Below are 24,572 nucleotides of genomic sequence, written 5' to 3'. Positions count from 1 at the left end.
GGCCGGGGCGAACGCGACGGATCCGGCCCCGTTCACGTCCGCGCCGCGATGACGGCGCTTCCGCTGCGGCCCGGCGCCGGGGACACGCGGCGCGCTTCTGCCAGGATCGACAGCAGCACGCTCATCGTCTCGATCCGCTCCGCCGGATCCCTCCTCGACAAGGACGGCACTGTGGGAATTCGCGAGTACGGACGACTCCTCCGCCGGGGCTGGCTCGTCATCTCGATCTTCGTCGCCCTCGGCCTCGCGGCCGCGTCGGTGGCGACCATGGCGTCGGAGTCGGAGTACCGGGCGCAGACGACCGTGTTCGTCTCGGTCGCGACCGCCGACAACCAGTCCAGCGCCGAGGTCGGCGCCTCCTTCACCAGCGCGGAGGCGCGGGTCGCCTCCTACGTCGCGCTGGTCGACTCGAGCTCGGTGCTGCAGCCCGTCATCGACGACCTCGGTCTCGACATGACCGTCGGCGATCTGGCGGGCGAGGTCACTCCGGCCGCGCTCCCCGGCACCGTCATCATGAGCATCGACGTGGTCGACGCCGACGCCGAGCGGGCCGCGCGGATCGCCGACGCGGTGGCCGAGAGCCTGCGCAGCTACGTCGCGCAGATCGAGCGCCCCGTCACGGGCGGCGCGAGCCGGGTCGACGTGAAGGTGCTCGAGGCGGCGTCCGTGCCGGGCTCGCCGCTCAGCCCCGACCTCCTCGTCTACCTCGTGCTCGGCGGAGCGACCGGCCTCATCCTCGGCGTCGGCGTCGTCGTGCTGCGCTCGCTCGGCGACTCCCGCATCCGCTCGGCCAAGGACGTCGCCGCCGGCACCACCCTGCCGGTGCTCGAGTCGATCCCCTTCGACACGGCCGTCCGTCGCTCCCCCCTCGTCGTGGACGGCCGCAGCGCCGTCGCCGAGTCGTTCCGGATGCTGCGCACGACGCTCCTGTTCGGCTCCGGCACCCACGAGCGCACCCTGCTCGTCACCTCCGCCCGCGAGGGCGACGGCAAGAGCACGGTGGCCGCGAACCTCGCCGTCTCGATCGCCCAGATCGGCCGCACTGTGGTGCTGATCGACGCCGACCTGCGCGACCCGGCGCAGTCGACGGTCTTCCGCGTCCCCACGGGCGGACCGACCCTCGCCGACCTGCTCCGCACCGGCACCCTGCCCGCCGACGGGTCGCTGCCCGTCAGCGCGCAGGGCGTCACGGTGCTCACGGCCGGCGGCAGCCAGGCGAACCCGAGCGACCTGATCGGCACCCCCGCGATGGAGCGCGTGATCGCGCACCTCTCGCGCCGCTACGACCACGTGATCGTCGACTCCCCCGCGATCCTCTCGGCCACCGACGCGGTGCTGCTGGGCAAGATGGTCGCCACGACGGTCCTCGTCGCGGGCGCCGGGGTCTCGTCCTCGGCCGACCTCGTCGCCGCGGCCGACCGGCTACGGGACGTCGGGGGCGACGTCCTCGGGACCGTGGTCGCGCAGGCTCCCCGCAGCACGGTCGTCACCGCCGCGGCGACGGCGTCCGCCTGAGACCCGGGAGCGCTGCAGCCGGTGCCGGCGCCCCTCCCCGCGGGGAGTGACGACGTGCGCCCCGGTGCCGGCGCGCGGCCCGTCGAGGTGGGCGGCGTTGCGCGAGGGTGAGGGCTCGCGGACCCGGGCGGCGCCCGCGCGCACCGCCTGCTCGGCCCGCCCCGCCACGACGCCCATGCCGCAGACGATCCAGAGCGTGTACGCCACCGGACCCTCCTGGAGCGTCGGCAGCACCGTGTAGCTGACCAGCGTGCCCGCGACCACGGCCGTGGGCAGGAAGCCGTCGAGGGTCGGCGCGCGCAGCCCGCGGAGGAACAGGTACACCAGCAGCGCCGCGAACAGCAGCATCACGATGATCCCCGACTCGATCGCGAGCACGAGGAAGAAGCTCTCGACGAGGACGCTGTCGGTCGAGTACAGCTGCGCGCGCGGGCCGACCTTGCCGAGGCCGAAGCCGAACGGGTGCGCGACGAGCAGCGGGATGTTCTCGAGCAGGCTGTCGCTGTGGCCGATCAGCGACGGGTCGGCGACGTGCGAGATCACCTTGTCGATGTAGAGGTAGAGCGTGACTCCGCCGACGGCCGCGGCCGTGGTCACGGTGAGCATCGCCCACACCAGCATCGGCTTCGCGCGGAACAGCGCCCAGGCCACCAGGGTCACCGCGAGCATCGCCAGGCCGATGTAGCCGCTCCGGGACTGCGTCAGGTAGACGGCCACCAGCGGCAGGAGCGTCAGAGCGCCCTTCAGCCACAGCGGCCAGCGGGGGCGGGTCCACAGCACGGCGAGCGCGATCGTGACGGCGACGGCGCTCTCGTTCGGGGCGCTGTAGGGGCTGAAGCCGCGGGGCACGATACTCCCGGCGACGAAGAGGGAGGAGGGGAACGGCGTCCCGGGAGCCAGCGGGAACACCCCGAGGGTGAACAGCCAGTCGAGCCCCTGGTTCCAGGTGAGGATGGTCGTGATCGAGGAGAGCTGCAGCGCGACGACGAACGCGGCCGCGAGGATCCCGAGGTGGCGCTTCTCGAGCACCGCGGGCACCACGATGAGCGCGAGGAACGGCAGGAAGTCGTTGCGCCAGCCGTAGGCGGCCTGGATCGGGTTCTCCGTCCACACGGCCGAGACGGCGCCGAGGCCGACGATCATCAGTACGAGCACGACGATCGGCACCGGCACCCGCTTGATCCGCCCGCTGACCAGCACGAGCAGGAAGAGTCCGAGGATGGTGGCGTCCTTGATCGCGCCGAACGCGGTCGCCGAGGCGCCCGGCAGGAACGCGGAGGCGACTCCGTTCGCGGGGAGGGCGAAGACCAGCAGCAGGACGCCCAGCCACGGCAGGCCGAGCCCGTCACGGCCGAGGAGGGCGCGGAGCGTGCGGCGGGTGCGCACCGGTCCGCGGGCGACCGTGCGGGAGCCGGCCCGGGGCAGCGGCGCCGCGGTGCGGGTCATGCCGCGCCGCCCCGCATCGTGAGGCGCCGGACGACCAGCGGCACGTCGGAGGGCCGCGGGACGATGGTCCGCGCCGGGGGCCGGATCGCGAGCACCATCACCACCAGCGCCATCAGGATCCCGCTCGCGTTGGCGATGGCGGCGGCGATCGCGCCGTTCGCCGGGCCGAAGGCGAACAGGAGCACAAGGCAGGTGATCAGCCCGGCGCCCTGCGCGACGGTGAGGCTGATGCCGCGGTTGCGCGCCGAGAGCACCTCGCCGGCGCTGACGGTGACGACCACGAAGACGGAGCCGAGGATCGCGAAGAAGACCGCGGGCATCGCCTCCGCGAACTCGTCGCCGAAGAGGAACGGCACGCCCCAGGGGGTGACGACGGCGAGGAACACGGCCGAGGCCAGGCCGACCGCGAAGGCCGAGCGCAGCGCGTCGCCGATCGCGGTGACGCGGGCGCCCCCCTCCGTCCGGCTGATGTCCGAGAAGACCGGAGCGGCGACCGCGTGCGCGAGGAACACCGGCAGGGTGCCGATCGTCACGGCGACGGAGTAGAGGCCGGCCTGGTGCGAGCCGATCAGCGGCAGCATGATCACCTGGTCGAGGCGCTGGTACGCGGCGTCCGAGGCCTGCGCGCCGTAGAAGGTGACGGAGCCGCGCACGAGCGGCCGCCAGGGCGCCGGTGCTGCTCCGCGGGGGCGGTTGAGCAGCGAGCCGATCAGCGCCGTCGTCACGGAGCCGGCGAAGTTCGACCAGATCACGCCCGAGACGGTGATCGAGTCGAGGAGGAACAGCACGACGATCCCGCCGACGTAGACCAGCGGCTGCGTGGCCTGGAGCAGTGCGACCGCTCCGAAGCGGCGCTGCGCCCCGACGACGCCGATGTCGATCATCCAGCAGACCATCAGCGGGGTGCCGGTGAGCGCGACGAACACCGCGACCGTGGCCGCCTCGTCGAGCGCCGAGAGGAGGGTCGAGGTGAGCAGCCAGGCGATCAGCGCGGCCGGGATCGCGGTCAGCAGCGCGAGCCGCCGGGCCGTGCGCACCGCGCCGAGGTCGCCCGCCGCGGCGAGCACGCGCCGGCGGATCTCCAGCGGCATCCCGAGAGCGAGCAGGATCGGGACGAGGTACATCGAGGCGAGGGCCGCGGCCGTCTCGCCGCGTCCGCTCGGACCGAGGGACTGGGCGATCAGCGGGGCGCTCACCAGCCCGAGCGCCGCCACCGAGAGGCGGCTGGCGAGCATGGCGATCGGGGAGTTCAGGAGGCGCAGCAGCCCGCTCACGAGGCCTCCGCGGCCGAAGCGCCGACGGCGGCGCGCAGCCGTTCCTCGAAGCCGTCGAGAGCGAAGGTGCCGGTCTCGTCGTGCACGGTCAGGTGCATGCTGTCGCGCATCGGAGCCACCTCGACCCAGACGCCGAGCGGGAAGCGCAGGTGCGCGGGCATCCCGCCGATCATGGTGTCCGCCTCGATCCGCGGCAGGAGCTCCTCGGGCACCGGCACCTCGGTCGAGGGCAGGGAGACGTGGATCTCGAACGGCACGCGGGGCGTCCCGCTCGGCGGGCGGACCGCGGCCAGCGGGTGCTGCACGAGGTTCTTCACGCTCACCAGCGCGCTGGCCAGCAGCCAGGTCGCGGGGAGCCCGGACTTCGTCGCGGCGGACAGCCGCTCGAGGAGCGAGGTGGCCGACCAGTCGTCGGCGCGGAGCCGGCCGAGCGGGAGGGAGGGCGAGAGGTTGCCGGCGACCTCGGTGCCCTTGGCGACCCAGCGGCGGCCGTCGACCGGGACCACGACGCGGAAGTCGAGGCCGTCGGCGGCGCAGTCCTGGAGGCAGCGGAGCACGAGGCTCGCGACCTTGAGCGAGACCGGTGGGCGGGCCGGGCGCTTCCCGTCGCGCGCGGTCTCGGGCGTCGCGGCGATCCGGCGGAGCGCGTCGGCATCGAGCACCGTCGTCACTAGGCGGGAGAGGCGGTCCGACTCCTGCTTCGAGAGGGTCGCGTCGAGCTGGTAGCCCGCGTCCGTGGCGGCGGTCAGCGTGCGGAAGGTGTCGCGGGCCTTCCGGACGCCGGCGAGGCCGGTCAGCTCGAAGCGCTCCACGACCTCGCGCAGCGGAGCGGCGGCGAGCGGCTTCGGAGCGACGGCGTCGATCCCCGGGGCGCCCAGCTTCTCGATCACGAGCGCGACGACCGCGGTCGCTCCGGTGCCGTCGAAGAGGCTGTGCGGGAGGGTGAAGCCGACCGTCGCGCCGTCGAACAGGATGCGGACGGGCAGCTCCCCCGGAGCGAACTGCGCGCCGATCAGGCGGTGCGCCAGCACCTCGCGCTCGAGCGGGCCGGCGACGACGTCGACAGCGCGCTCCGAGGCGTCCAGGGCCGCCGCCGCGCTGATCCGATGCCATCCGCGGTACCGGCTGCGGCGGCGCAGGAGCACCGCGCCGCGCGGCGAGAGCAGGACGTCACGGAGAGCGGCACGCACGCGCTCCGCCGTCACGCCGGTCAGCGGACCGACGTGGTAGCCGATCAGGAGGTCGTCGTAGCCGAGGTCGCGCGGGGCTCTCACGCCCGGCTCCTGCTCGCCCCCGCGGAGGCCCGCTCGGCGATGACGCTGAGCAGCGAGCGCTCGTAGCCGGCGTTCACCTCGGCCCAGGAGTAGGAGTGCAGGGCCCGCAGGTGCCCCCGGTACGAGAGCCGCTCCTGCTCGATCGGGTCGTTCAGCACCGAGAGCACGCCCTCGGCGATCGCGTCCGGGGTCGGAGCGACGAAGCGCCCCGCCTCCTGGAGCACCTCGCGGTTGAAGACGGTGTCGCGGGCGACGACCGGAGCTCCGCAGGCCATCGCCTGCACGAGCGCGGGGTTGGTGCCGCCGACGCTGTGCCCGTGGAAGTAGGCCCCGGCGTGCTGCCAGAGGGAGTGGAGCCGGGTGTCGTCGCTGACGTGCCCGAACCAGTGCACCCGCGCGTTCTGCTGCGCGAGGGCGCTGACCGCCTGGTCGATCGGACCGCCGTAGCCGGAGGAGCCGACGATGACGACGTCGTGGGTCCGCGCGATCCGCTCGGCCGCCTCGACGAACTCGGGCACCGTGTTCTCCGGGACGAAGCGCGCCACGATCAGCGCGTAGCCGCGGTGGGTGAGCCCCGGCTCGACCGGGTGCTCCGGCGGGACGTCGCCGCCGTAGGGGATGACGTCGCCGTCGCGGCCGAACTCCCGCTTCCAGCGCGTCTCGATCGCCGCGGCGTCGTAGACCATGCGGTCGCCGTGGCGGGCGGTCCAGACCGCACCCTGGTGGAAGACGAACTTCGCGAACCGGCCCCACTTGGCGCGGTCCCACTCGATGCCGTCGACGTTGACGACGGTGGGGATGCCGCGCTGCTTGAGGATCGGCAGCCAGAAGCCGTTGGCGCAGTTGAGCACCAGCGCGACGTCGGGCTTGCGCTTCGCGGCGTCGAGAGCGGCCGTGAGTCCGTAGGAGAGGGTGCTGAGCGACTTGCTCTCGACACCCCGCGTCTGCCGGGTGATCACCCGCTCGTCGCGATCCGGGTCCTGGCGGGCCGTGGTGCCCGGCCTTCCGTAGACCGTGACCTCCCATCCCTGCTCCGCAAGGAATGGCGCGAGACGTCGGACGGCTGTCTCGAATCCCCCGTAGTAACTGGGATAGCCCCGCGTGCCGATAATGGCGACCGACCTGCCCATGTCCCGGTTCTCCCTTTGTTGTGCGGCGCCGTGAGAAAGGGGCGCGCCCGACGAAACTCTGCTGTCGCAATACCAGGCGATGCGACGGTGCACAGCATTCATTCGACGGCCTACTTGCACCCCCGAAGGCGGGTATCGGCGCTCATACTAGCGGCGAACGGACCGCCGTCCGCCACCGCTGGAGGGACAGGATCGCGACACCCATCAGGAAGAAGATCGAGAGGATCAGGACGGTCATCCCGACGATGATCCGCTCCCCGCCGGAGAGCTCCGGATCGAGGAACTCGTACACGTAGCGCGAGGTGAGGGCGCCCCTGACGAAGGTGTAGACGAACCACAGGACGGGGAACACCATCACCGCCCAGACCAGCCGGAGGTCGACCGGGCGGGCGCCCGGGACCGCGAGCAGCTCGATCAGCGCGAGTGCCGGCACGAGCACGTGCAGGACCACCGTGCCCGGGTTCAGCTGGGCCGGGTCGCCGAGTACGGCGGGCCCGTAGATCACCAGGAACAGGCCGGACATGCTCAGCAGAGTGGCGGCGTTGAGGGTGCGCATCGCGGTGACCGCCCGCGACTCCCCGTGCGCCGCGGCGCTCCTCCTGCCGCCGGATCGCGCGGATCGCCAGGCGCTCCGCCCCGCGATCGCGAAGGAGACCACCGAGAGGATGTTGGTCAGCGCCGTGACCGAGCTCAGGAAGTCGGCGGTCGCGTCCGAGCCCACCTGCGTCTGGGCGACGACGACCGCGTCGAGCACCACGACCGCCCCCAGCGCGGCGACGGCCCAGCGGACGAGTGCAGTGCGGCGTCGAGCTCTCATGGGGCCCTCTCCTCGGTGCGGCGGCCCTCGGGCCGGTACTCGTGGGCGTCCGGTGCAGGAGTCCGTTCGCTACAGTCGGGACATCCATGAGAACCCATTCCCAGACAGGGGTCGAATGCCCGGCACAGGTTCGCACCGAGGATCCCTACGGGTCCTGCTCGATGGTAATTGGTGGATTCGCGGCCCGATCTCGAACCGTGAGGTCATGCGAGAGATCGCCTTCTCCTGGGCACGACTCTTTCCTGAGGATTCACTTGTCATTGCCGTCCCCCTGACGGGGGTGGAGACGGCGAGACGGGAATTAGCGGGACTCGCCCGAGTGGTACCGACAAGGCTCCGGCCGCAGGGCGTCAGTGCCGTTCTCGAACTCGCCCTGCTCTCTCTCCGACTCCGTCCGGACATCACCTTGACGCACAACTTCACCCCCCTTCTGGGGCGGTCCGCGGTGTTCATCCACGACTTCCTCTTCCTCACGAATCCGGAGTGGTTCACCCGCAGGGAGCGCGCCTACTTCTCGCTCATGCCTCTCACCGTCCGCCGCGCCGACGTGGTGATCGCGAGCAGCGTCGCGGAGTCGCACCGCATCGTCCGCACGTCGGCCGCGCCGAGCGCCGTGCCCGTCGGCCTCGGCCTCAACCGGGCGTTCGCCGACGCGGAGCCCATGGCGCCCTCGGGCGTCGACGGACTCGACGGCTTCCTCCTCGCCGTCGGACGCCTCAACGCCCGCAAGAACCTCGCGACCACGATCGAGGCCGCACTCGCCGCCCAGGTGCTCTCCCCCTCCTTCCCGCTCCTCGTCGTCGGCGAGGCCTCCGGAGTGCCCACCGAGTTCCCTCCCGCCGTGCGCGCCGCGCTCGACGACGGCTCGGTGCGCCTGCTCGGGCGGATCGAGACGGAGGAGCTGCGCTGGCTCTACGAGAACGCCGCGCTGTTCCTCTTCCTCACCCTCGACGAGGGCTTCGGCCTGCCGACCCTCGAGGCCCTGGCCTGCCGCACGCCGATCCTCGCCAGCGACATCCCCGTGTTCCGCGAGATCCTCGGCGAGCACGCCCGCCTGGTCGATCCGCGAGACGTGCCGGCGATCGCGGCGGCGATCCGCGAGCTCGTCGCCGACCCGCCGGAGCCGCTCGATCCGGCTCCGGTGCTCGAGTACTACAGCTGGGACGCCGTGGTCGCCCGGCTGCGCGCCGCGATGGTGGCGGTGCTGCCGTGAGCGGGCCGTCCGTGTCGATCGTGATCGTCACCTACAACAGCATCGGCGTCATCCGCTCCTGCCTCGACGCGCTCGCCGGCCGCGACGAGAGCGTCGAGGTCCTGGTGGTCGACAACCTCTCGCGCGACGAGACGGTCGCCGTGCTGCGCGCCGAGTACCCGGACGTCCAGGTCGTCGAGAACACCGAGAACGCCGGATTCTCGCGGGCCGTCAACCTCGGCGCCGCCCACGCCACCGGCCGCCACCTGCTGCTGCTGAACCCGGACGCGCAGATCTCGGCGGAGGTCGTCGGCTCGCTCGCGTCACTTCTCGACAGCGATCCGACGATCGGCGCCGTCTCCCCCCTCCTCGAGAACGAGGGCGAGGACGTCGTGATCGTCGCCGCCGGCCACGCCCCCACAGTCCGTCGGATGCTCCTGCACCAGACCGGCCTCTCGCGCCTCGGTCGCCGCTTCCCCTCCTTCGAGGGCCACTACCTGTTCGCCGCCGACCTGCACGGCCGCCCGCGCGACGTCGACTGGGTGAGCGGCGGCTGCCTGATGATCCCGCTGGCCGTCTGGGACCGCGTCGGCGGACTCACCGACCGCTGGTTCATGTACGCCGAGGACGTCGAGATCTGCCTCCGCCTGCGCGCCGAGGGCCTGCGCGTGGTCCTCGATCCGCGCCTGCACGCCCTGCACGCGATGGGCGGCTCCTCGAGCGGCGTCGACGGCCGCGTCGGCACTGCCTGGATCGTCAACCTCTTCGACCTGTACGGCTGGCGGATGGCGCGCTCGGACCTGCAGCAGCAGGTCTGGCGGGCGGTCGTGCTCGCGGGGATGGCGTCGCGGATGCTGGTGTACCGGCTGTCCGGCCTGCGCCCCGGACGCGCCGCGGCGGCGGCCGGCCAGCTGCGGCGGTACGGGGTCTACATGCGGGCGCTGCGGGCGGCCCCGCTGACGCGCGACCGCGAGCCGCTCGCCTGACGGCCTCTCTCCGTGCAGCGTTCCCCGCACACGTTCCGCGGCCCGCGATCGAGGCGTCACGAACGGTCGCTTCCGGGCGCGTTTGACGACCGTTCGTGATGCATCGATGCCCGCCCTCGCGGCGGGAGACCGGGCGTGGTGCCGGACGCGTTCGTCGGACGCGCGATCCGGCAGCGGGCGCAGGAGAGGGGCGGCGGCCCGGGGTCCAGCCCCGAGCCTCCGCCCCTCTCCTCGCCGCTCGTCGCCGCTACTTGCCGGTGCCGCGGTACGCCACCCGGAAGGTCTCCCGGGTCCCGTCCGGTGCGGTCGCCGTCACGCGGAACGAGCCCGACGGCACCCGGGAGAGGTGCGTGTCGACCGAGACGGTCTTCGTGCGGCCCGCCGCCAGCGAGGCGACCTTCAGCTCACCGAAGGCCGTCGGGATGCTGAGACGGACCGGCGTGCTCCCCTCGTTCGTCGCGGTGGCGGTCAGCACGACCGAGCCGCCGCGCTTCACGCCGGTGATCGTCACGTCGACGTCGACCCGGGTCGCCGGGGCGACGACGGTGACGGCGGGGAGGAGCCGGCTGACGCCTCCCGAGACCGCGGTGATCGAGACGGCACCCGTGCCGGGGCCCGCCGTGGCCGTGGGGAGCGGAGCGGAGCCGTCGGCGCCGGTCGTCGCGGGGGCGGTCGTGCCTCCGCCGGCGAAGCGGGCCGGACCCTCGATCGTGTACGCGACGTCCGCGCCCGCCACCGGCTCGCCGGCCGCGTTCGCAGCGGTGACTCCGAGGCCGGTGATCGCCGCTCCGGTCTCGACGGTCTGAGCCGCGCCCGCAGGGGTCAGGGAGGCGACCGCCGCCGGATCGGTGAACATCGACGGAGTGAGCGGTGTGACCGTCAGGCTCTCGAGGCGCGCCGTCCCTCCGGAGGAGAGGAGCGAGACTCCCGTGCTGCTCGGGTCGGGGAAGACCTGATCGGTGATCGTCGCTCGGCCGCCCTGCGCGAACGTCTCGACGGAGGCGTGATCGACGTAGAGCTCGAGGTGCAGCTCGCCGTCGTCGAGCGCCACGGGTGCGGTCTCGACCGACGGGAAGTCGGCGTCGAAGCCGACGTCGCCCGAGCGGGTGCGGTCGACGCTCAGCTGACCGGACGCGACGTCGTAGGTGATCGGCGTGCGCTGGGAGCCGTCGGCGGAGTTGCGGACCGAGAGGCCGAAGGAGTCCGCGTCCCCGGCGCTGAAGACGGCGTCGAGCTTGTAGACGCTGCCCTCGGCGGCAGCCGGGAGTGCGGTCTCACCGTCGGCGATGTCCGTGGCGCCCAGCGTGAACGCCTCGTCGCCGCGCTCGAGGGCCGCGGTCTGATCGACGACCTTCTGCACGAGCTTCGGGGCGCCGTCGACGGTCTCGAGGGAGAGCTCACGCGGGAGGGCCATCGCTCCCCGCCAGGTCCCGGTCGGGATGGCCTCGCCGTACTGCCAGTTGTTCATCCACGCGATCATGATCCGCTTGTCGTCGGGCGCGTTGTCGAAGGTGACCCCTGCGTAGTAGTCGCGGCCCCAGTCGAGCCAGTCGTAGTCGACGAGGCGGCTCTGCGCGGGCTCGTCGGCGAGCATGAACTGGTCGGCGAGGATGTGGCCCCAGCCGGCGCGGTTGTTGTCGACGACCTGCAGGTGCGCCGTGCGGCCGGCGAGGTCCGCGACGTCCCAGCTCTTCCAGTCCAGCGTCTCGCTGTCGCTGCCGGTCGCAGTGCGGACGATCTCCCCGTCGACGACGAGGTTCACGCTCGTCTCGTTGGAGCGGACCTGCGCCGGAGCGTCGGCGAGCACGATGTGGTCGACCGTGAGGTGGCCCCAGCCGCCGGTCGCGCCGTCCTGCACCACGATCGTCGCCGTCCTCCCCTGGTACGCCGAGACGTCCCAGCTCTTCCAGTTAAGGGCGCCGTCGTTCGTCCCGGCCGTGGTCTCGACCACCTCGCCGTCCACGACGAGCTGCACCTCGAGGGTCTGGGCGTCGCCCTCGGGGCGGAAGCCGCCGCCGACGAGCATGCTGAGGCTGCTCTTGTCGATCGTGAACTCCGGCGAGGTCATGGTGCCGGTGTTGTCGTCGCCCTTCGGACCGCCCTCGAAGGTGTTGATCCGCTTCTGGCCGAGGAAGAACTCGCCGCCGTTCGTGGAGGGGTTCGTGCCGCCGGCGAAGTCGCCGGTCACGGTCCAGCCGTTGTCCGCGAGGCTCTGCTGGTCCGGGAACTCGAAGCCCTCGAAGAGGAGCTCGCTGCCTGCGGGAGGGTCGTTGGCGAGCTGCGTGCCGTCGACGTGCGGGTGGTTCCCGCCGCCGACGAGGAAGTTCAGGTGGTCCTGGTCGAGGGTGAAGGCGGGCGATTCCATCGTGCCGACCGGCCAGTCGCCGTCGTTGAAGCCGTTGATCAGTCCCGTCCCCGAGAAGCCGGTGACGGTCTGCTGGCCGTCGATCGGACCGGTGGCGGGGGCGGAGCCGAAGGGCCCGTTCTTCCCGTTGCCGGGCTCGTTGTCCACGGTCCAGCCGTTGTACGTCCCGTCGTCGAACCCGGCGAGGGTCGTGCCCTCGGGGAGGGTGTCGGAGCCGACGGTCGACTCGGAGGTGAAGGTGGTGCCGTCGAAGTCGCCGACGAAGTACTGGCCGCCGGAGCCGCCGCCCACCGCCCCCGGGTTGAGGTTGACGACCATGACCCACTTGATGTTCGACGGGTCGCCGTCGACCGCCAGCGGGAACAGGTCCGGGCACTCCCAGACGCCTCCGGTCGCGTTGGCCGGGCCGAACTCGCTGAGCTCGGTCCAGTTCCGCAGGTCCGTCGACTTGTGGAGGAGGACCTTGTGGTCGTCGGCCTCCACGGTGACGACCACCCAGTAGGAGGATTCCGGAGTGCCGCCGTCGTACCAGAACACGTGCGGGTCGCGGAAGTCGTTCTGGTCACGGTCGATGACCGGGTTGCCCTCGTACTTCGTCCACGTCTGCCCGGCGTCGGTGCTGTACGCGAGCGCCTGCGCCTGCTCCCCCGTCTTGTACGCGGCCGTGTACATCGCCACCAGGGGCGGGTTCTCGGCGGTGCCGAATCCGGAGGTGTTGTCCTTGTCCACGACGATCGAGCCGGAGAAGATGTCCGACTCCGCATCGCCCGGGATCGCGAGCGGCTGCTCGGTCCAGTGCGTGAGGTCGGTGCTGGTGGCGTGGCCCCAGCTCATGTTCCCCCAGCGCGTCCCCTGCGGGTTGTACTGGTAGTAGAGGTGGTAGACCCCCTCGTAGTACACGAGCCCGTTCGGGTCGTTCATCCAGTTCTTCGTCGGCGAGTAATGGATCGCCGGACGGTAGGTCTCCGCTGCCGCGTCGAGCGGAGCGGCGGAGACAGCGGGGACGGAGAGCCCGCCGCCGACGAGGCAGAGCGCGGCGGCGACGGCCACCAGGCCGCTGCGCCGTGGGAGCGAGCGATGAGGAGAAAGCACGGAAGAACGCCCTTCGTTGCGCGTGTCACGAGTGACAACGTTGTCAATTGCTGGGCAATCTACGGACTGTCCTCCGGACAATTCAAGAGCGGTCTGCGAGAAAGATCAGATCCCGTCCCACCGCCTCTCAGTCGGGGCAGGGCACCTCGCCGGAGCCGCGGGCGATCAGCTCGGTGGGGATCACGAACGTCTGCGCCGGCTCGTCCTCGCCGTCGAGGCGGAGGAACACCCGCTCGGCGGCCGTCCGCCCGATGACCGCGGGGTTCTGCGCGATCACCGAGACGGCGGGCTCGAGGAGCTCCGCCAGGGGGATGTCGTCGAAGCCGATCAGGGCGACTCTTCCGTGCGCGCCACGACGGCGGAGCGCGGCGAGCACGCCGATCGTGATCAGGTTCTGCCCGCCGACGATCGCGGTCGGCGGCACCTCGAGGTCGAGCAGAGCGGTCGCCATCTCCTCCGCCGCGTGCTCGTCGTGGGCGCCGTGGCGCACGTACGCGGGCGGCACCGGCAGACCGAGCCGGCTCATCTCCTCGAGGAAGCCGCGCTCCCGCTCCTGAGCGGTGAAGATCTCGGGCCGGTCGCCCAGGAACGCGATGCGGCGATGCCCGAAGGAGGCGAGGTGCCCCACTGCGCGGGCGATGCCGGCGGCGTTGTCGGTGATCACCGCGTCTGCCGTGATCCCCGAGGGGACGCGGTCGACGAACACCGCAGGCGTGCCGCGGTCGACCTCGACGCCCAGGTAGGCCTGGCTGGGCGCGACCGTGGTCAGGATGAGCCCGTCGACGCGCCGCGAGACGAAGGCGTTCACCGAGGAGCGCTCACGGGCCGGGTCGTCATCGAGGCTCGACGCGAAGACCGCGACCCCGCGCTCGTTCGCGAGATCCTCGACGGCACGGTGGAGAGCACCCGAGAAGGGGTTCGCCACGCTGCCCACCAGCAGTCCGAGCGTGTTGGTGCGCCCGTTGGAGCGGCGGAGGTTCCCGGCGTGCAGATCCGGCTGGTACTGCAGCTGCGAGGCGGCGGCCTGCACCCGCTCGATCGTGGCGGCCGACACGTTCGGCTCGCCGTTGATGACCCGGGAGACCGTCTTGATGCCCACTCCGGCCAGAGCGGCGACGTGCTTCATGGTCGGACGGCGGCCTGCACCGGCGCCGCTTCGATCTGACAACGATGTCACGGTCGGGTCTCGCTTTCTGGAGGATCGCTTGACCTTAGCGTCACCGACCCGATAGACCTACCTCTGACATCGTTGTCGGGAGGCTGCTCCCGCCCTATGAACAGGACTTTCAATGACGAACCGTTCCCCTCGCCTCACCCGGTACATCGGCCTCGGCTCCGTCGCGATCCTCGCGGCCCTGGGCATGACCGCCTGCTCCAGCTCCGGCCCCGGCTCGTCCGACGCCGGCTCCACCGCCGGCAGCGGAGACGGCGTCGGCGTCACCCTCATCGTCAAGACGACGACGAACCCCTTCTTCGTCGCGATGGAGGACGGCGCCAAGGAGGCGGCCACCTCCGCCGGCGTGAACCTCACGCTCGCCGCAGGCAAGGAGGACGGCGACGAGGACACCCAGATCCAGGCCATCGAGAACGCGATCTCGAAGGGCGACAAGGGCATCCTGATCACCCCGAACGGCCCCTCCGTCGTCGACGCCATCCAGAAGGCGCGCGACGCCGGTCTCTTCGTCATCGCCCTCGACACGGCGCCCGACCCCGCCGACGCCGTCGACATCACCTTCGCCACCGACAACTTCAAGGCCGGCGAGGCCATCGGCGAGTGGACCGCCGCGCAGCTCGACGGGAAGAAGGCGACCATCGCGATGCTCGACCTCTTCGACGACAAGGTCGTCTCGGTCGACTACAACCGCGACCAGGGCTTCCTCACCGGCATGGGGATCGACGTCGCCGACGACCAGACCAACGGCGACGAGGCGAAGACCGGCAGCTACAGCGGCGGCGACTACGAGATCGTCGGCAACGAGGCCACCCAGGGTGCCGAGGACGGCGGCCGCACCGCCATGGAGACGCTCCTGTCCAAGAACCCCGACGTGAACGTGGTCTACACGATCAACGAGCCCGCCGCCTACGGCGCCTACCAGGCCCTCCAGGCCGCGGGCAAGGAGAAGGACGTCCTGCTCGTCTCGATCGACGGCGGCTGCGCCGGCGTGAAGAACGTCAAGGAGGGCCTCATCGGCGCCACCGCGCAGCAGTACCCGGTGAAGATGGCCCAGCTCGGCGTCGAGGCGATCGCCCAGCTCGCCGAGGACGGCACCAAGCCCAGCACCAGCGAGGGCCTCGACTTCTTCGACACCGGCTCGCAGCTGGTGACCGACACCCCGGTCGACGGCCTCGACAGCATCACCTCCGACGACGCCGCCGGGATCTGCTGGGGCGAGTAGCCCACCACGGGCGGGGCGCTCCGGCGCCCCGCCCTCCTCCTCCCGCTCCCAGCGACTCCAGAAAGGCCATCGTGGCTCAGAAGACCACCGACCCGAATCCGCCGACCTCCGCACTCGACCTCGCGAGCGAGTTCCTCGACCGCCGCACGCCGCTGGACCGCGTCCGCGGAGTCCTGCACCGCTATCCGGCCGTCAGCCCGGCGGTCGTCCTCGTCCTGGCCGTCATCGTCTTCGGGCTCCTGAACGACCGCTTCCTCGACCCGTCGAACCTCTCGCTCATCACGCAGCAGGTCGCGGTGGTCGGCACCCTCGCCGTCGCGCAGACGCTGATCATCCTCACCGCCGGCATCGACCTCTCGGTCGGCGCGGTCATGGTCCTCACCTCGATGGTCATCGCGCAGACCGCGACCGAGAACGGGCTCCCGGCGGTCGTCGCCCTGCTCCTGGGCCTGATCGTCGGCCTCGCAGCGGGCGCCTTCAACGGCCTGCTCGTGACGAAGCTCCGGCTCCCCCCGTTCATCGTCACCCTCGGCACGCTCAACATCTTCGTCGCGCTGACGCTCCTCTACTCGAGCGGCTCGACGGTCCGCGGCACCGACATGCCGGCCCTGCTGCCCTCCACCGGCGGCACCTTCGACATCCTCGGCGTCCGCATCAGCTACGGCGTCCTGCTGATGCTCCTCGTCTACATCGTGATCGCGTTCATCCTCGGCAAGACCGCCTGGGGCCGCCACGTCTACGCGGTGGGCGACGACAAGGAGGCCGCCCGCCTGGCCGGCATCAGCGTGAACCGCGTCCTGATGAGCGTCTACCTCGCCGCCGGCGCGATCCTCGCCATCGGCGCGTGGATCCAGATCGGCCGCACCAACGCGGCGAGCCCGAACGCCGGAGCCGACCTCAACCTCGACTCCATCACCGCGGTCGTCATCGGCGGCACCAGCCTCTTCGGCGGGCGCGGCACGGTCTGGGGCACGCTCCTCGGCGCCCTCATCGTCGGCGTCTTCCGCAACGGGCTCTCGCTCGCCGGGCTCGACGTCCTCTACCAGACGCTCGCTGTCGGCGTCCTCATCATCGTCGCCGTCTCGGTCGACCAGTGGATCCGGAAGGTTCGCAAGTGACCCTCATCGACGCCGCGGGCACCGCTCCCGCCGCCGCCCGCACCCCCGTCCTGCAGGCCAAGCGCCTCGTCAAGACCTTCGGCCGCGTGGTCGGGCTCGACGGCGTGAGCCTCGAGCTCTACCCCGGCGAGGTCCTCGCCATCATCGGCGACAACGGCGCCGGGAAGTCGACGCTGATCAAGTGCCTCACCGGCGCCGAGATCCCCGACGAGGGCGAGATCCTCCTCGACGGGCAGCCGGTGACCTTCAAGCGCCCGCAGGACGCCCGCGGCGCCGGCATCGAGACGGTCTACCAGAACCTCGCCGTCTCCCCGGCGCTCGACGTCGCCTCGAACCTCTACCTCGGCCGCGAGAAGCGCAAGAAGGGGATCCTCGGCTCCGTCTTCCGGATGCTCGACACCGCCGGAATGCGCAAGGAGGCGCGCGCCGAGCTGACCGAGCTGGGCATCTCGACCCTCCAGGACGTCACGGTCCCGGTCGAGAACCTCTCCGGAGGACAGCGCCAGGCCGTGGCCGTCGCCCGCGCCGCCGCGTTCGGCTCGAAGGTCGTCGTCCTCGACGAGCCGACCGCCGCCCTCGGAGTCCGCGAGTCGAACCAGGTGCTGCAGCTCGTGCGCAATCTGCGCGACCGCGGCATCCCGGTCATCCTGATCAGCCACAACATGCCGCACGTGTTCGACGTGGCCGACCGGATCCACATCCAGCGCCTCGGCAAGAAGGCCGCGACGATCACCCCGCAGTCGCACTCGATGACCGACGCGGTCGCGATCATGACCGGGGCGGCGACGGCATGAGCGCCCGCATCCTCTACGCCGAGTTCACCGCGAAGCCCGGTCACGAGGAGACGGTCGCCGGCATGATCGCCGACCTCGCCGTCCTGGTCCGCCGGGAGCCGGGCAATGTCGAGTTCACGCCCTACCGGCGGGAGGACGATCCGGCCCGGTTCTTCGTCTACGAGGTCTACCGCGACGAGGACGCCTTCCAGGCGCACATCTCGGCCGACTACGGAGCCGAGTTCAACAGGGAGCTCGGCCCGCTGATCGTCGAGCCGCACTCGCAGCTCACCTGGCTCGTCGCGGTCTGATCCGCCGCAGAAGCGCGCCGTCTCTCCGGGGGCGGTGCGCTTCCGCGTGCCTCGACTTCTTCCACGCCGACGGGAGCGCCCTCGAGTTCCCCGGCAGCGACCGGATGGTCCGCGTCTCCCGCGAGGATCTGGCGGCCGTGCCGCACGCCGTGGGCGGGGCGGTCGGGGCCGAGAAGACCGCGAGCATCATCGGCGCCGTCCGCGGCTCGCTGATCAACACGCTCGTGACGGACGCAGCCACGGCGGCGGCCATCCTCGCCGCCCTCTGAGCGCCGGCCGTCGCTCCCCATTGTCCAGAAGTCGTCGCACTCGACGCCGAATGCGACGACTTTTGAAGGGTCGAGGAGGACGGCCGCCCCGAGACTCCGGGAGTCGAGGGGGCGGCCGCCCCGCAGCGGCCCGCGTCAGGGCTGCGTGAACGCGACCTTCTGCACGCTGGTGCGTCCGTCGAGCGTCGTCGTCGTGATGCGCATGCTGTACGACCCGGCCTGGGCGACGGCTCCGTTCGTCAGGCGTCCGTCCCAGGCGAGGGTCTGCCGGCCCGCGAGGTGGCGGATCGACGAGGTCAGCTGCTTCGCGACTCCGCCGGACGCCGTGAGCACCGCGACACTGGTCGTCGCGCCGTCGCCGGTCATCCAGTCGAGCGTCGTCGTGCCGCCGGGGCGGGTCACCGCGGGCGCCGAGACCACGAACGCCGGCGTCCGGCCGAGCGTCGCGGTCGCGTGGCCGTCGGCGACGGTCAGCGCCGTGCTGCCCGCGGTGGTCCGGATCGACGCCGTCGCCCCCGAGACCTGCACCGAGGCCGTCGACGGGCCCGCGGTGTAGAGCGCCTGCACCGTCTCGGTCGGCGTCTGCAGCACCGTCCCGTGCAGATTCACTCCGTAGTCGGCCGTCACGTCGTCGATCGAGACCGTGCCGGAGGAGATGCCCGACATCGCTTTGTAGACGAAGGCGTCCACGAGCTTCACCGGGTAGTCCCACACCCCGTCCCCGTCGCCGCCGGAGTGCGTGTAGTTGGCGTTCAGCCCGTCCGAGAACAGCGTCATCTTCTGCCAAGGCGTTCCGCCGACGTTGCCCACGAGGCCCTGGAAGGTCTCCCCGGTCGCGTCCTGCAGCTTCAGGTAGACGGGGCTGGTGCTCGCGTCGCCGCTGACCCAGACCGAGACCGCCGTCGGCGAGCCGGGGAGGGTGCGCGAGGTGTGCAGCTGCGCGCCCTTCGAGGTGCCGGAGAAGTCGTAGGTCAGCTTCAGCGCGCCCGAGCCGGAGTAGCCGGCCGAGGTCGCGGCCAGTGAGGCGGTCCCGCCGCCGATCGGCGCCACGGCCCATCCGCTCGTGGTGGAGAGGTCGTCGACCTTCACCGGCGAGGCGGAGGCGGTCGCGCTCGCCCGGCCGACCGCGGTGCCGGTCGCGAGGACCGCGCCGACCTCCTTCAGCGCCGCGTACGCGGGCTTCTGCCGTCCGGAGCGCTCGGTCACCGCGAAGGTGTCCAGCGGCGCCTGCGGGTCGGGGCCTCCGACGAGGTTGTACCAGGCGATCGCCTTGATCCCGCGGGCCGCGGCGTCGAGGTAGGAGCGCGAGAGGTACGACGCCTGGTCGGCCTCGCTGGTGGCGCCGGTGCAGGTGGTGCAGGTCGCCCAGCTGACCTCGGTGATCCACAGGCTCCGGCCCGGCGCGCTGCGGGTGAGGAAGTTCTGCGCCGCGTCGAGGTAGGTCGGGATCGCTCCCGTCTCGGGCGCTCCGTCGACCGTGTACGTGTGGATCGCGAGTCCGTCGAAGGAGTCGCCCGCCCCGGCCGCCAGCACGCCCGCCATGAACGGGTCGCTGAACTGGTCGAGCCCGCCGACCAGCACGGTCGCGGTCGGGTCCACGGCCTTGATCGCCGTGTACGCGGCCTTGAGCATCTCGCCGTACTGGCCGGCCGTGGCGCCTCCGCGCCAGTAGTAGTCGGTGTTCGGCTCGTTCCACACCTCCCAGACGTGCACGCGGTCCTTGTACCGCGCCACGGTCGCCGCGGCGTACGACGCGAAGTCGGCGTTGCTGCGCGGCGGGTAGTACTGGGCGTCCTCCGCCGCGGTGCCGGCCGGGGCCGACGAGGCCCAGGGCGCGGAGTAGGCGAGCTTCCCGATCATGTCGACGTTGCGCGCCTGGCTGATCGCGACGGCCTGGTCGAACTTCGCCCAGTCGTAGAAGCCCTTCCGCGGCTCGACGCGCTTCCACTCGAACTCCTCGCGGGCCCAGCGCACCTGCGCGTCCTCGAGGAGGGCGGCCTGCCGGTCGGCCTCGACGGGCGAGTCCTGCTCGGTGAGGAAGCTGTTGATGCCGCTGATCGACGTGGGCGACGCCTCGGTGACCCGGGCGCTCACTCCGGTGAGGTAGGGGCGGGTCGCCGTGGCGGCTCCCGAGAGCGCGCCGTCGGCGGTCGTGTCCCAGGTGAGGCGTCCGGCGATGCTGCCGGCCATCGCGGCTCCGCTGTCGTCGGTGCCGTCGTAGGTCGCGGTGATCTCGCCCGCGGCGGCGGCGGTCCCGCCGTAGGTGCGGGTGCGGCCGGCGCTGTCGCGCAGCACCAGGGCGTAGTCGCCGGGCCCGCCCGCCGTGAAGCGGACGGTCGTGGTGGCCGCGTTCTCGCGGGAGAAGCGGGCGGCGCTCGCGGTCGGCAGGGTCCAGTCCTTGTCGAGGACGCGCAGGTTGTCGAGCACGACGGTGCCGGTGGCGGGGGCCGAGGCGCCGTTGCGCACCACGTTGATCCGCACCAGCGAGACCGGGTAGTCGAGCACGCCGTCGTCGTTGCCGAGGTGGGTGTTCGCGGCGGGCGACCGGAGGTCGATCGTCGCGGTCGTCCACCGGCTGAGGCTCATCGCGTCGACGCGGTAGAAGAACATTTCGCCGGTGGCGTCGCGCAGCTTGAGGAACACGGTGTTCCAGCTGCTGTCGCCGAGCAGGTCGACCTTGAGCGCGGTCGCGGGCTGCGTCAGCAGCGGCGCTGGAGTCGTCGCGGTCTCGATCTCGGCGTCCGCGCGGGAGAGGTCGTAGGCGATCCTCAGCGCGCCCGAGCCCTCGGTGCGGGTGGCCGAGGTCGAGGGGGTCGCGGTGCCGGCGGCCTGCACCCAGTCGGTCCCGGCGGAGTCGAAGGACTGCGCGAGGCTCGCGTCCGCGTCGATCTCGGCGAGGGTCAGCAGGAGCGGGATCCCGCTGCGGGTGGCGTTCGAGGCGAGGACGCCGTCGTCCGTCCCGTCCTGGGAGAAGACGCCGCTGACGTCGCCGCGCATGCGGGTCCCGGAGTCGTCCGAGCCGTCCCAGGTCAGGGTGACCGGGCCGGCCGCGGCCGCACGCCCGGTGATCGTCTTCACGCGCCCCTCCTTGTCGCGCAGCTCGAGGCGGTGGTCGCCCGGGCCTGCCGCGGTGAAGGAGAACGAGGTGGTCGCCGAGGCGCCGGGGGTGAAGAACGCGGTCGCGGCCGTCGGCAGCGACCAGCCGGTGGCGAGGGTGCGCAGGTTGTCGAGCACGACGGTCCCGGTGGCGGGCTGGCTGCCGTTGCGCACGATGATCACGCCGGAGAGCTTCACCGGGAAGTCGAGCACCTGGTCGCCGTCGCCGCCCTCGATCAGCGCGGCCGGAGCGGTGAGGTCGACGTCGATCGTCGCCCACGCCGTCGAGCGCATCGCGTCGAGCCGGTAGGTGAAGGTCTCGCCCGAGGCGTCGCGGAGGCGCGTGTAGACGGTGTTGTAGGTGCCGTCGCCCTTGAGGTCGATCCGGAGCGACGAGGCCGGCTTCGCGATCACGGTCGCGGGGGTGCTCTGCACCGTCTCGACCAGGCCCGACGAGACGTCGTAGTCGATCCGCTGGGCGTAGGAGCCCTGGGTCTTCTGCGCGCTGGTGCGCGAGACCGCCGCCGAGCCCATCGCGACGCTCCAGCCCGACGCCGCACCCTCGAAGCCCTCGACCACGCTGGTCGTCGACGGCTGCGCCGCGGCGACGGTCAGCAGGGTCGGAGTCGCCGAGCGGGTCCGCGACGCGGAGAACTGCCCGTCCGGGGTCGAGTCCTGCAGGAAGGTGCTGCGGATCGGGCCGTCCATCTCCTGGCCGTCGTCGGCCTTCCCGTCCCACTGCACGGCGGTCTCGCCGGGCTCCGCGAGGGTGCCGGTGAGGGAGCGGCTGCGGCCGGTGCCGTCGCGGAGGACGATCATCCAGTCGCCGGCCGTGGCGGCCGAGAACGCGAGGCTGGCGACTCCGCCCTCCGACGGCACGAGGAACTCGGTGTCGGCGACCGGCATCGTCCACCGGCTGCTCACCGCGCGCAGGTTGTCGAGCACGAGCGAGCCGGTGGCGGACTGCTCGCCGTTGCGCACGACGTAGAAGCCGGTCAGCGTCAGCGGCATGTCGAGCACGGAGTCGGCGTTGCCTCCCTCGGCGAGCACCGGGTCCTGGGTGAGGTCGATGGGCACCGTGGTCCAGGTGGTCTGCCGCATCGCGTCCATCCGGTAGGTGAACGCCTCGCCGCTCGCGTCGGTGACGCGGAGGTAGACCGTGTTGTAGCTGCCGTCGCCCTTGAGGTCGACCTTCAGTCCCGTGACCGGGCCGGTGGCGACGTCGAGCGGCGCGGTGCGGGTGATGCCGGCCATGCCGTCGGTGAGGTCGTAGTCGACGGCGAGCGCGTCGGTGCCCTCGGTGCCGGTCGCGCCGCCCTTCGCCTCGGCCGCGGAGGCGCGGCGCAGGGTGGCGGATCCGGTGGCCACTCCCCAGCCGGCGTCCCCGCCGTCGAAGGCCTCGACCACCGAGGTCGCGTCGGGGTCGTCGGCCGCGGCCAGGGTCAGCAGGAACGGGACGCCGGTCGTCGTCGCGGCGCCGAGGGAGCCGTCGGCCGAGTCGTCCTGGCGGAGCACCGCGCGCACGTCGCCGCTCATCGCGGCTCCGGAGTCGTCGAGTCCGTCCCAGTCGACGGCGACGGGTCCCGCCGCGCCGGCCGTGCCGGTGAGGGTGCGCGAGAGCCCGGCGGCGTCCGCGAGCCGCAGCTCCCAGTCGCCCGCGGCTCCCGCGTCGAAGGAGAGCGCTGCGCTCGCCCCGGCGGCGACGTAGGTCGACGCGGCGACGGGGAGGGTCCAGCCGGTGGTGTCCGCGCGCACGTCGTCGAGGGCGAAGGTGCCGGTGGGCGGCTGCTCGCCGTTGCGGACCACGAGGACGCCGGCCACGGTGAGCGGCGCGTCCATGACTCCGTTGCCGTCGCCGCCGTCGCGGGCCACCGGCTCCGCGGTCAGGTCGACGGTGAGCGTCTGCCATTGGGTCGAGCGCATCGCGTCGACGCGGTGCACGAAGGTCTCGCCGCTCGTGTCGCGGACCCGCAGGTAGACGGTGTTGTAGGAGCCGTCGCCGCGGAGGTCGACCGTCAGGGCCGAGGCGGGCGCGGGGATGACGGGCGCCTGCAGCGGGTCGAAGCCGAGCTCGGCGAGCCCCCCGGTGACGTCGTACGAGACCTCGAGCGACGAGTCGCCCTCCGTGCTGTCGTCGGAGACGGCCGTGGAGGCCGTGCCGGTCACCGTCGTGAGCGCGGCCGAGCCGCTCTCGAAGCCCGTCACGGGAGTGGTCCCGGGAGTCGCGGCCGACGCGGCGCTCGGCGCCGTGAGCAGGCCCGCGACGAGGGCGGCGGTGACGAGGAGGACTGTTCGGGCACGGGACATGGGGGCACTCCGCTGGGCGTCGGATCGAGGATCGAACGCTCGCCTGGGGGTGGTGGCGAGCCGGCCGCATCGACGACCTGCGCGTCACGCTAGGACCGGCGGAGGTGCTCGGACGGGCGCGGAGGAAAGCTCGATTCGCCCGCACTCGAAGAGGGGTGGCGGGCCGGGGCGGATCCCCTCGGGCGATATCACGAGGGCCGATCCGCGCGCCAGCCCTCGCAGAGAGGGCAGACGGGGCGCTGAGAGGAACGCTATCCCGTGCGGCGCCGGAGCGCACGCCTCACTTCGTTCGAGTGCTCTCAGGTCCAGTCGAGAGCGGAGCGCTCGGCCCAGTAGCGGGCCGGATCCACGGCGAGCGCCGGGAGGTCCGGGAGCTCCAGGGGCTGCGCGCGCAGGTTGGCCCGCAGCTGCTCCGGAGTCGCCGCGCCGCTCAGCACGACGTCGGTCCAGGGCTGCGCGAGGGCGGCCCCCAGGGCGACGGCGTCCGGCGCGGCGCCGGCGTGCTCGATCGGGTGCGCCACGAGCCTCCCGTTGGCGAGGGCCTCCTTGACCACCACCAGCCAGCCGTTGTCGTGCGCGGCGGCGAGCGCCCGGCCCGCGGACTGCTCGAGCGGGTTCCAGGTGCTCTGGACCGCGCTGAACGGCGACTCCGGGATCGCGCGGGCGAGCTCGATCACGCGCGCCTGCTCGGGTCCGCTGGTGGAGAGGCCGACGCGCACTCCGGAGCCGGCGAGGCCGCGCAGGCGGTCCAGCAGCGGGCGGTCGGTGAGGGCCGGGCTCTCGGGAGTGATCGAGTGGACGAGGTAGGAGTCGGGCGCCGAGCCGAGCGCGTCGAGCGTGAGCGGCCACTGGCGGTCGAGCATCGCGACCGAGTGCTCCTTGCGCTCGTGCACCGGCGCATCCATCGCCCACCCGCCGACGTACTCGTAGCCCCACTTCGACTCGATCGTGAGCGCCGCCCGCCGCTCGGGGTGCCGGGCGAGCCAGCCGCCGAGGAACTCCTCCGCCCGCCCGTAGGAGCGCGCGGCGTCGAGGAAGCGGACGCCGGCGTCCCACGCCGCGTCGAGCAGCAGGTGCGTGCGCTCCCGCAGCGCGTCGACGCTCCGCTCGGCCGCGGGGCCGAGGTCGTCGTCGCGCCCTGCCGTGATGTACGCCGGCCGGCCCACGGCCGCCAGCCCGATCCCGAAGCGCTGCATCCCGCCCACGGTACG

The 24,572-nt window shown here is 72.2% G+C and carries 17 protein-coding genes; 8 read left to right on the top strand and 9 right to left on the bottom strand.

What is annotated here, in order from left to right; all coding sequences use genetic code 11:
• Positions 1-48: 48 nt before the first annotated feature.
• The gene (locus tag GSU40_RS00430; RefSeq protein WP_160033061.1) at positions 49-1,515 is read left to right on the top strand and encodes a polysaccharide biosynthesis tyrosine autokinase; all 1,467 of its coding nucleotides are present in this window, start codon (positions 49-51) and stop codon (positions 1,513-1,515) included.
• Here the strand turns inward: GSU40_RS00430 and GSU40_RS00425 are convergent.
• The 5 genes from GSU40_RS00425 to GSU40_RS00405 form a co-directional block, all read right to left on the bottom strand.
• Positions 1,423-2,961, bottom strand: a complete 1,539-nt coding sequence (locus tag GSU40_RS00425; RefSeq protein ID WP_160033059.1) for an O-antigen ligase family protein — start codon at positions 2,959-2,961, stop codon at positions 1,423-1,425. The genes GSU40_RS00430 and GSU40_RS00425 overlap by 93 nt on opposite strands.
• Positions 2,958-4,235, bottom strand: coding sequence for an oligosaccharide flippase family protein (locus tag GSU40_RS00420; protein ID WP_160033057.1), 1,278 nt, complete (start codon positions 4,233-4,235; stop codon positions 2,958-2,960). Before GSU40_RS00420 ends, GSU40_RS00425 begins: the two co-directional genes overlap by 4 nt.
• The gene (locus GSU40_RS00415) at positions 4,232-5,509 is read right to left on the bottom strand and encodes a hypothetical protein (RefSeq protein WP_160033055.1); all 1,278 of its coding nucleotides are present in this window, start codon (positions 5,507-5,509) and stop codon (positions 4,232-4,234) included. Before GSU40_RS00415 ends, GSU40_RS00420 begins: the two co-directional genes overlap by 4 nt.
• The gene (locus GSU40_RS00410; protein WP_160036044.1) at positions 5,506-6,639 is read right to left on the bottom strand and encodes a glycosyltransferase; all 1,134 of its coding nucleotides are present in this window, start codon (positions 6,637-6,639) and stop codon (positions 5,506-5,508) included. Before GSU40_RS00410 ends, GSU40_RS00415 begins: the two co-directional genes overlap by 4 nt.
• A 142-nt stretch (positions 6,640-6,781) precedes the next feature.
• A complete protein-coding gene (locus GSU40_RS00405; RefSeq protein WP_159911763.1) occupies positions 6,782-7,456 on the bottom strand; it encodes a Pr6Pr family membrane protein in 675 nt (224 codons plus the stop codon).
• Positions 7,457-7,862: 406 nt separating this feature from the next.
• Between GSU40_RS00405 and GSU40_RS00400 the strand changes: the two genes are divergently transcribed.
• Both GSU40_RS00400 and GSU40_RS00395 read left to right on the top strand, forming a co-directional pair.
• Complete coding sequence (locus tag GSU40_RS00400) at positions 7,863-8,669, top strand: glycosyltransferase family 1 protein (RefSeq protein ID WP_160033053.1); 807 nt, start codon at positions 7,863-7,865, stop codon at positions 8,667-8,669.
• A gap of 11 nt (positions 8,670-8,680) precedes the next feature.
• Positions 8,681-9,634, top strand: a complete 954-nt coding sequence (locus tag GSU40_RS00395; protein ID WP_208543341.1) for a glycosyltransferase family 2 protein — start codon at positions 8,681-8,683, stop codon at positions 9,632-9,634.
• Between the two features lie 247 nt (positions 9,635-9,881).
• Here GSU40_RS00395 and GSU40_RS00390 read toward each other — a convergent pair whose 3' ends face one another.
• Both GSU40_RS00390 and GSU40_RS00385 read right to left on the bottom strand, forming a co-directional pair.
• Complete coding sequence (locus GSU40_RS00390; RefSeq protein ID WP_279630835.1) at positions 9,882-13,091, bottom strand: GH32 C-terminal domain-containing protein; 3,210 nt, start codon at positions 13,089-13,091, stop codon at positions 9,882-9,884.
• Between the two features lie 127 nt (positions 13,092-13,218).
• Positions 13,219-14,268: a LacI family DNA-binding transcriptional regulator gene (locus tag GSU40_RS00385; protein WP_244229540.1), complete on the bottom strand. Its 1,050-nt coding sequence runs from the start codon at positions 14,266-14,268 to the stop codon at positions 13,219-13,221.
• Positions 14,269-14,380: 112 nt separating this feature from the next.
• Here GSU40_RS00385 and GSU40_RS00380 point away from each other — a divergent pair, with 112 nt between their 5' ends.
• The 5 genes from GSU40_RS00380 (at position 14,381) to GSU40_RS00360 (ending at position 17,958) form a co-directional block, all read left to right on the top strand.
• Positions 14,381-15,487 carry a substrate-binding domain-containing protein gene (locus GSU40_RS00380; RefSeq protein WP_104238959.1) on the top strand — a complete coding sequence of 369 codons (1,107 nt, stop codon included), beginning with the start codon at positions 14,381-14,383 and terminating at the stop codon, positions 15,485-15,487.
• A 71-nt stretch (positions 15,488-15,558) separates the two neighbouring features.
• Positions 15,559-16,605: an ABC transporter permease gene (locus GSU40_RS00375; RefSeq protein WP_104256431.1), complete on the top strand. Its 1,047-nt coding sequence runs from the start codon at positions 15,559-15,561 to the stop codon at positions 16,603-16,605.
• Positions 16,602-17,399 carry an ATP-binding cassette domain-containing protein gene (locus GSU40_RS00370; protein ID WP_104238957.1) on the top strand — a complete coding sequence of 266 codons (798 nt, stop codon included), beginning with the start codon at positions 16,602-16,604 and terminating at the stop codon, positions 17,397-17,399. The genes GSU40_RS00375 and GSU40_RS00370 overlap by 4 nt, the downstream gene beginning before the upstream one ends.
• On the top strand, positions 17,396-17,689 hold the full coding sequence (locus GSU40_RS00365) for a putative quinol monooxygenase (RefSeq protein ID WP_104250283.1): 294 nt from the start codon (positions 17,396-17,398) through the stop codon (positions 17,687-17,689). Before GSU40_RS00370 ends, GSU40_RS00365 begins: the two co-directional genes overlap by 4 nt.
• Positions 17,671-17,958 carry a sugar-binding domain-containing protein gene (locus GSU40_RS00360; protein ID WP_160036040.1) on the top strand — a complete coding sequence of 96 codons (288 nt, stop codon included), beginning with the start codon at positions 17,671-17,673 and terminating at the stop codon, positions 17,956-17,958. The genes GSU40_RS00365 and GSU40_RS00360 overlap by 19 nt, the downstream gene beginning before the upstream one ends.
• A gap of 135 nt (positions 17,959-18,093) precedes the next feature.
• On the opposite strand, the gene GSU40_RS00355 is transcribed toward GSU40_RS00360, so the two are convergent.
• Together GSU40_RS00355 and GSU40_RS00350 are read right to left on the bottom strand one after the other, a co-directional pair.
• Positions 18,094-23,361: a FlgD immunoglobulin-like domain containing protein gene (locus GSU40_RS00355; protein ID WP_160033049.1), complete on the bottom strand. Its 5,268-nt coding sequence runs from the start codon at positions 23,359-23,361 to the stop codon at positions 18,094-18,096.
• A 299-nt stretch (positions 23,362-23,660) separates the two neighbouring features.
• The gene (locus GSU40_RS00350; RefSeq protein WP_160033047.1) at positions 23,661-24,557 is read right to left on the bottom strand and encodes an aldo/keto reductase; all 897 of its coding nucleotides are present in this window, start codon (positions 24,555-24,557) and stop codon (positions 23,661-23,663) included.
• Between the last annotated feature and the right edge of the window lie 15 nt (positions 24,558-24,572).

Origin of the sequence: Rathayibacter sp. VKM Ac-2805 (genome assembly GCF_009834265.1) — a bacterium.
GTDB lineage: Bacteria > Actinomycetota > Actinomycetes > Actinomycetales > Microbacteriaceae > Rathayibacter.
This window is presented reverse-complemented; position numbering and strand designations above follow the sequence as displayed.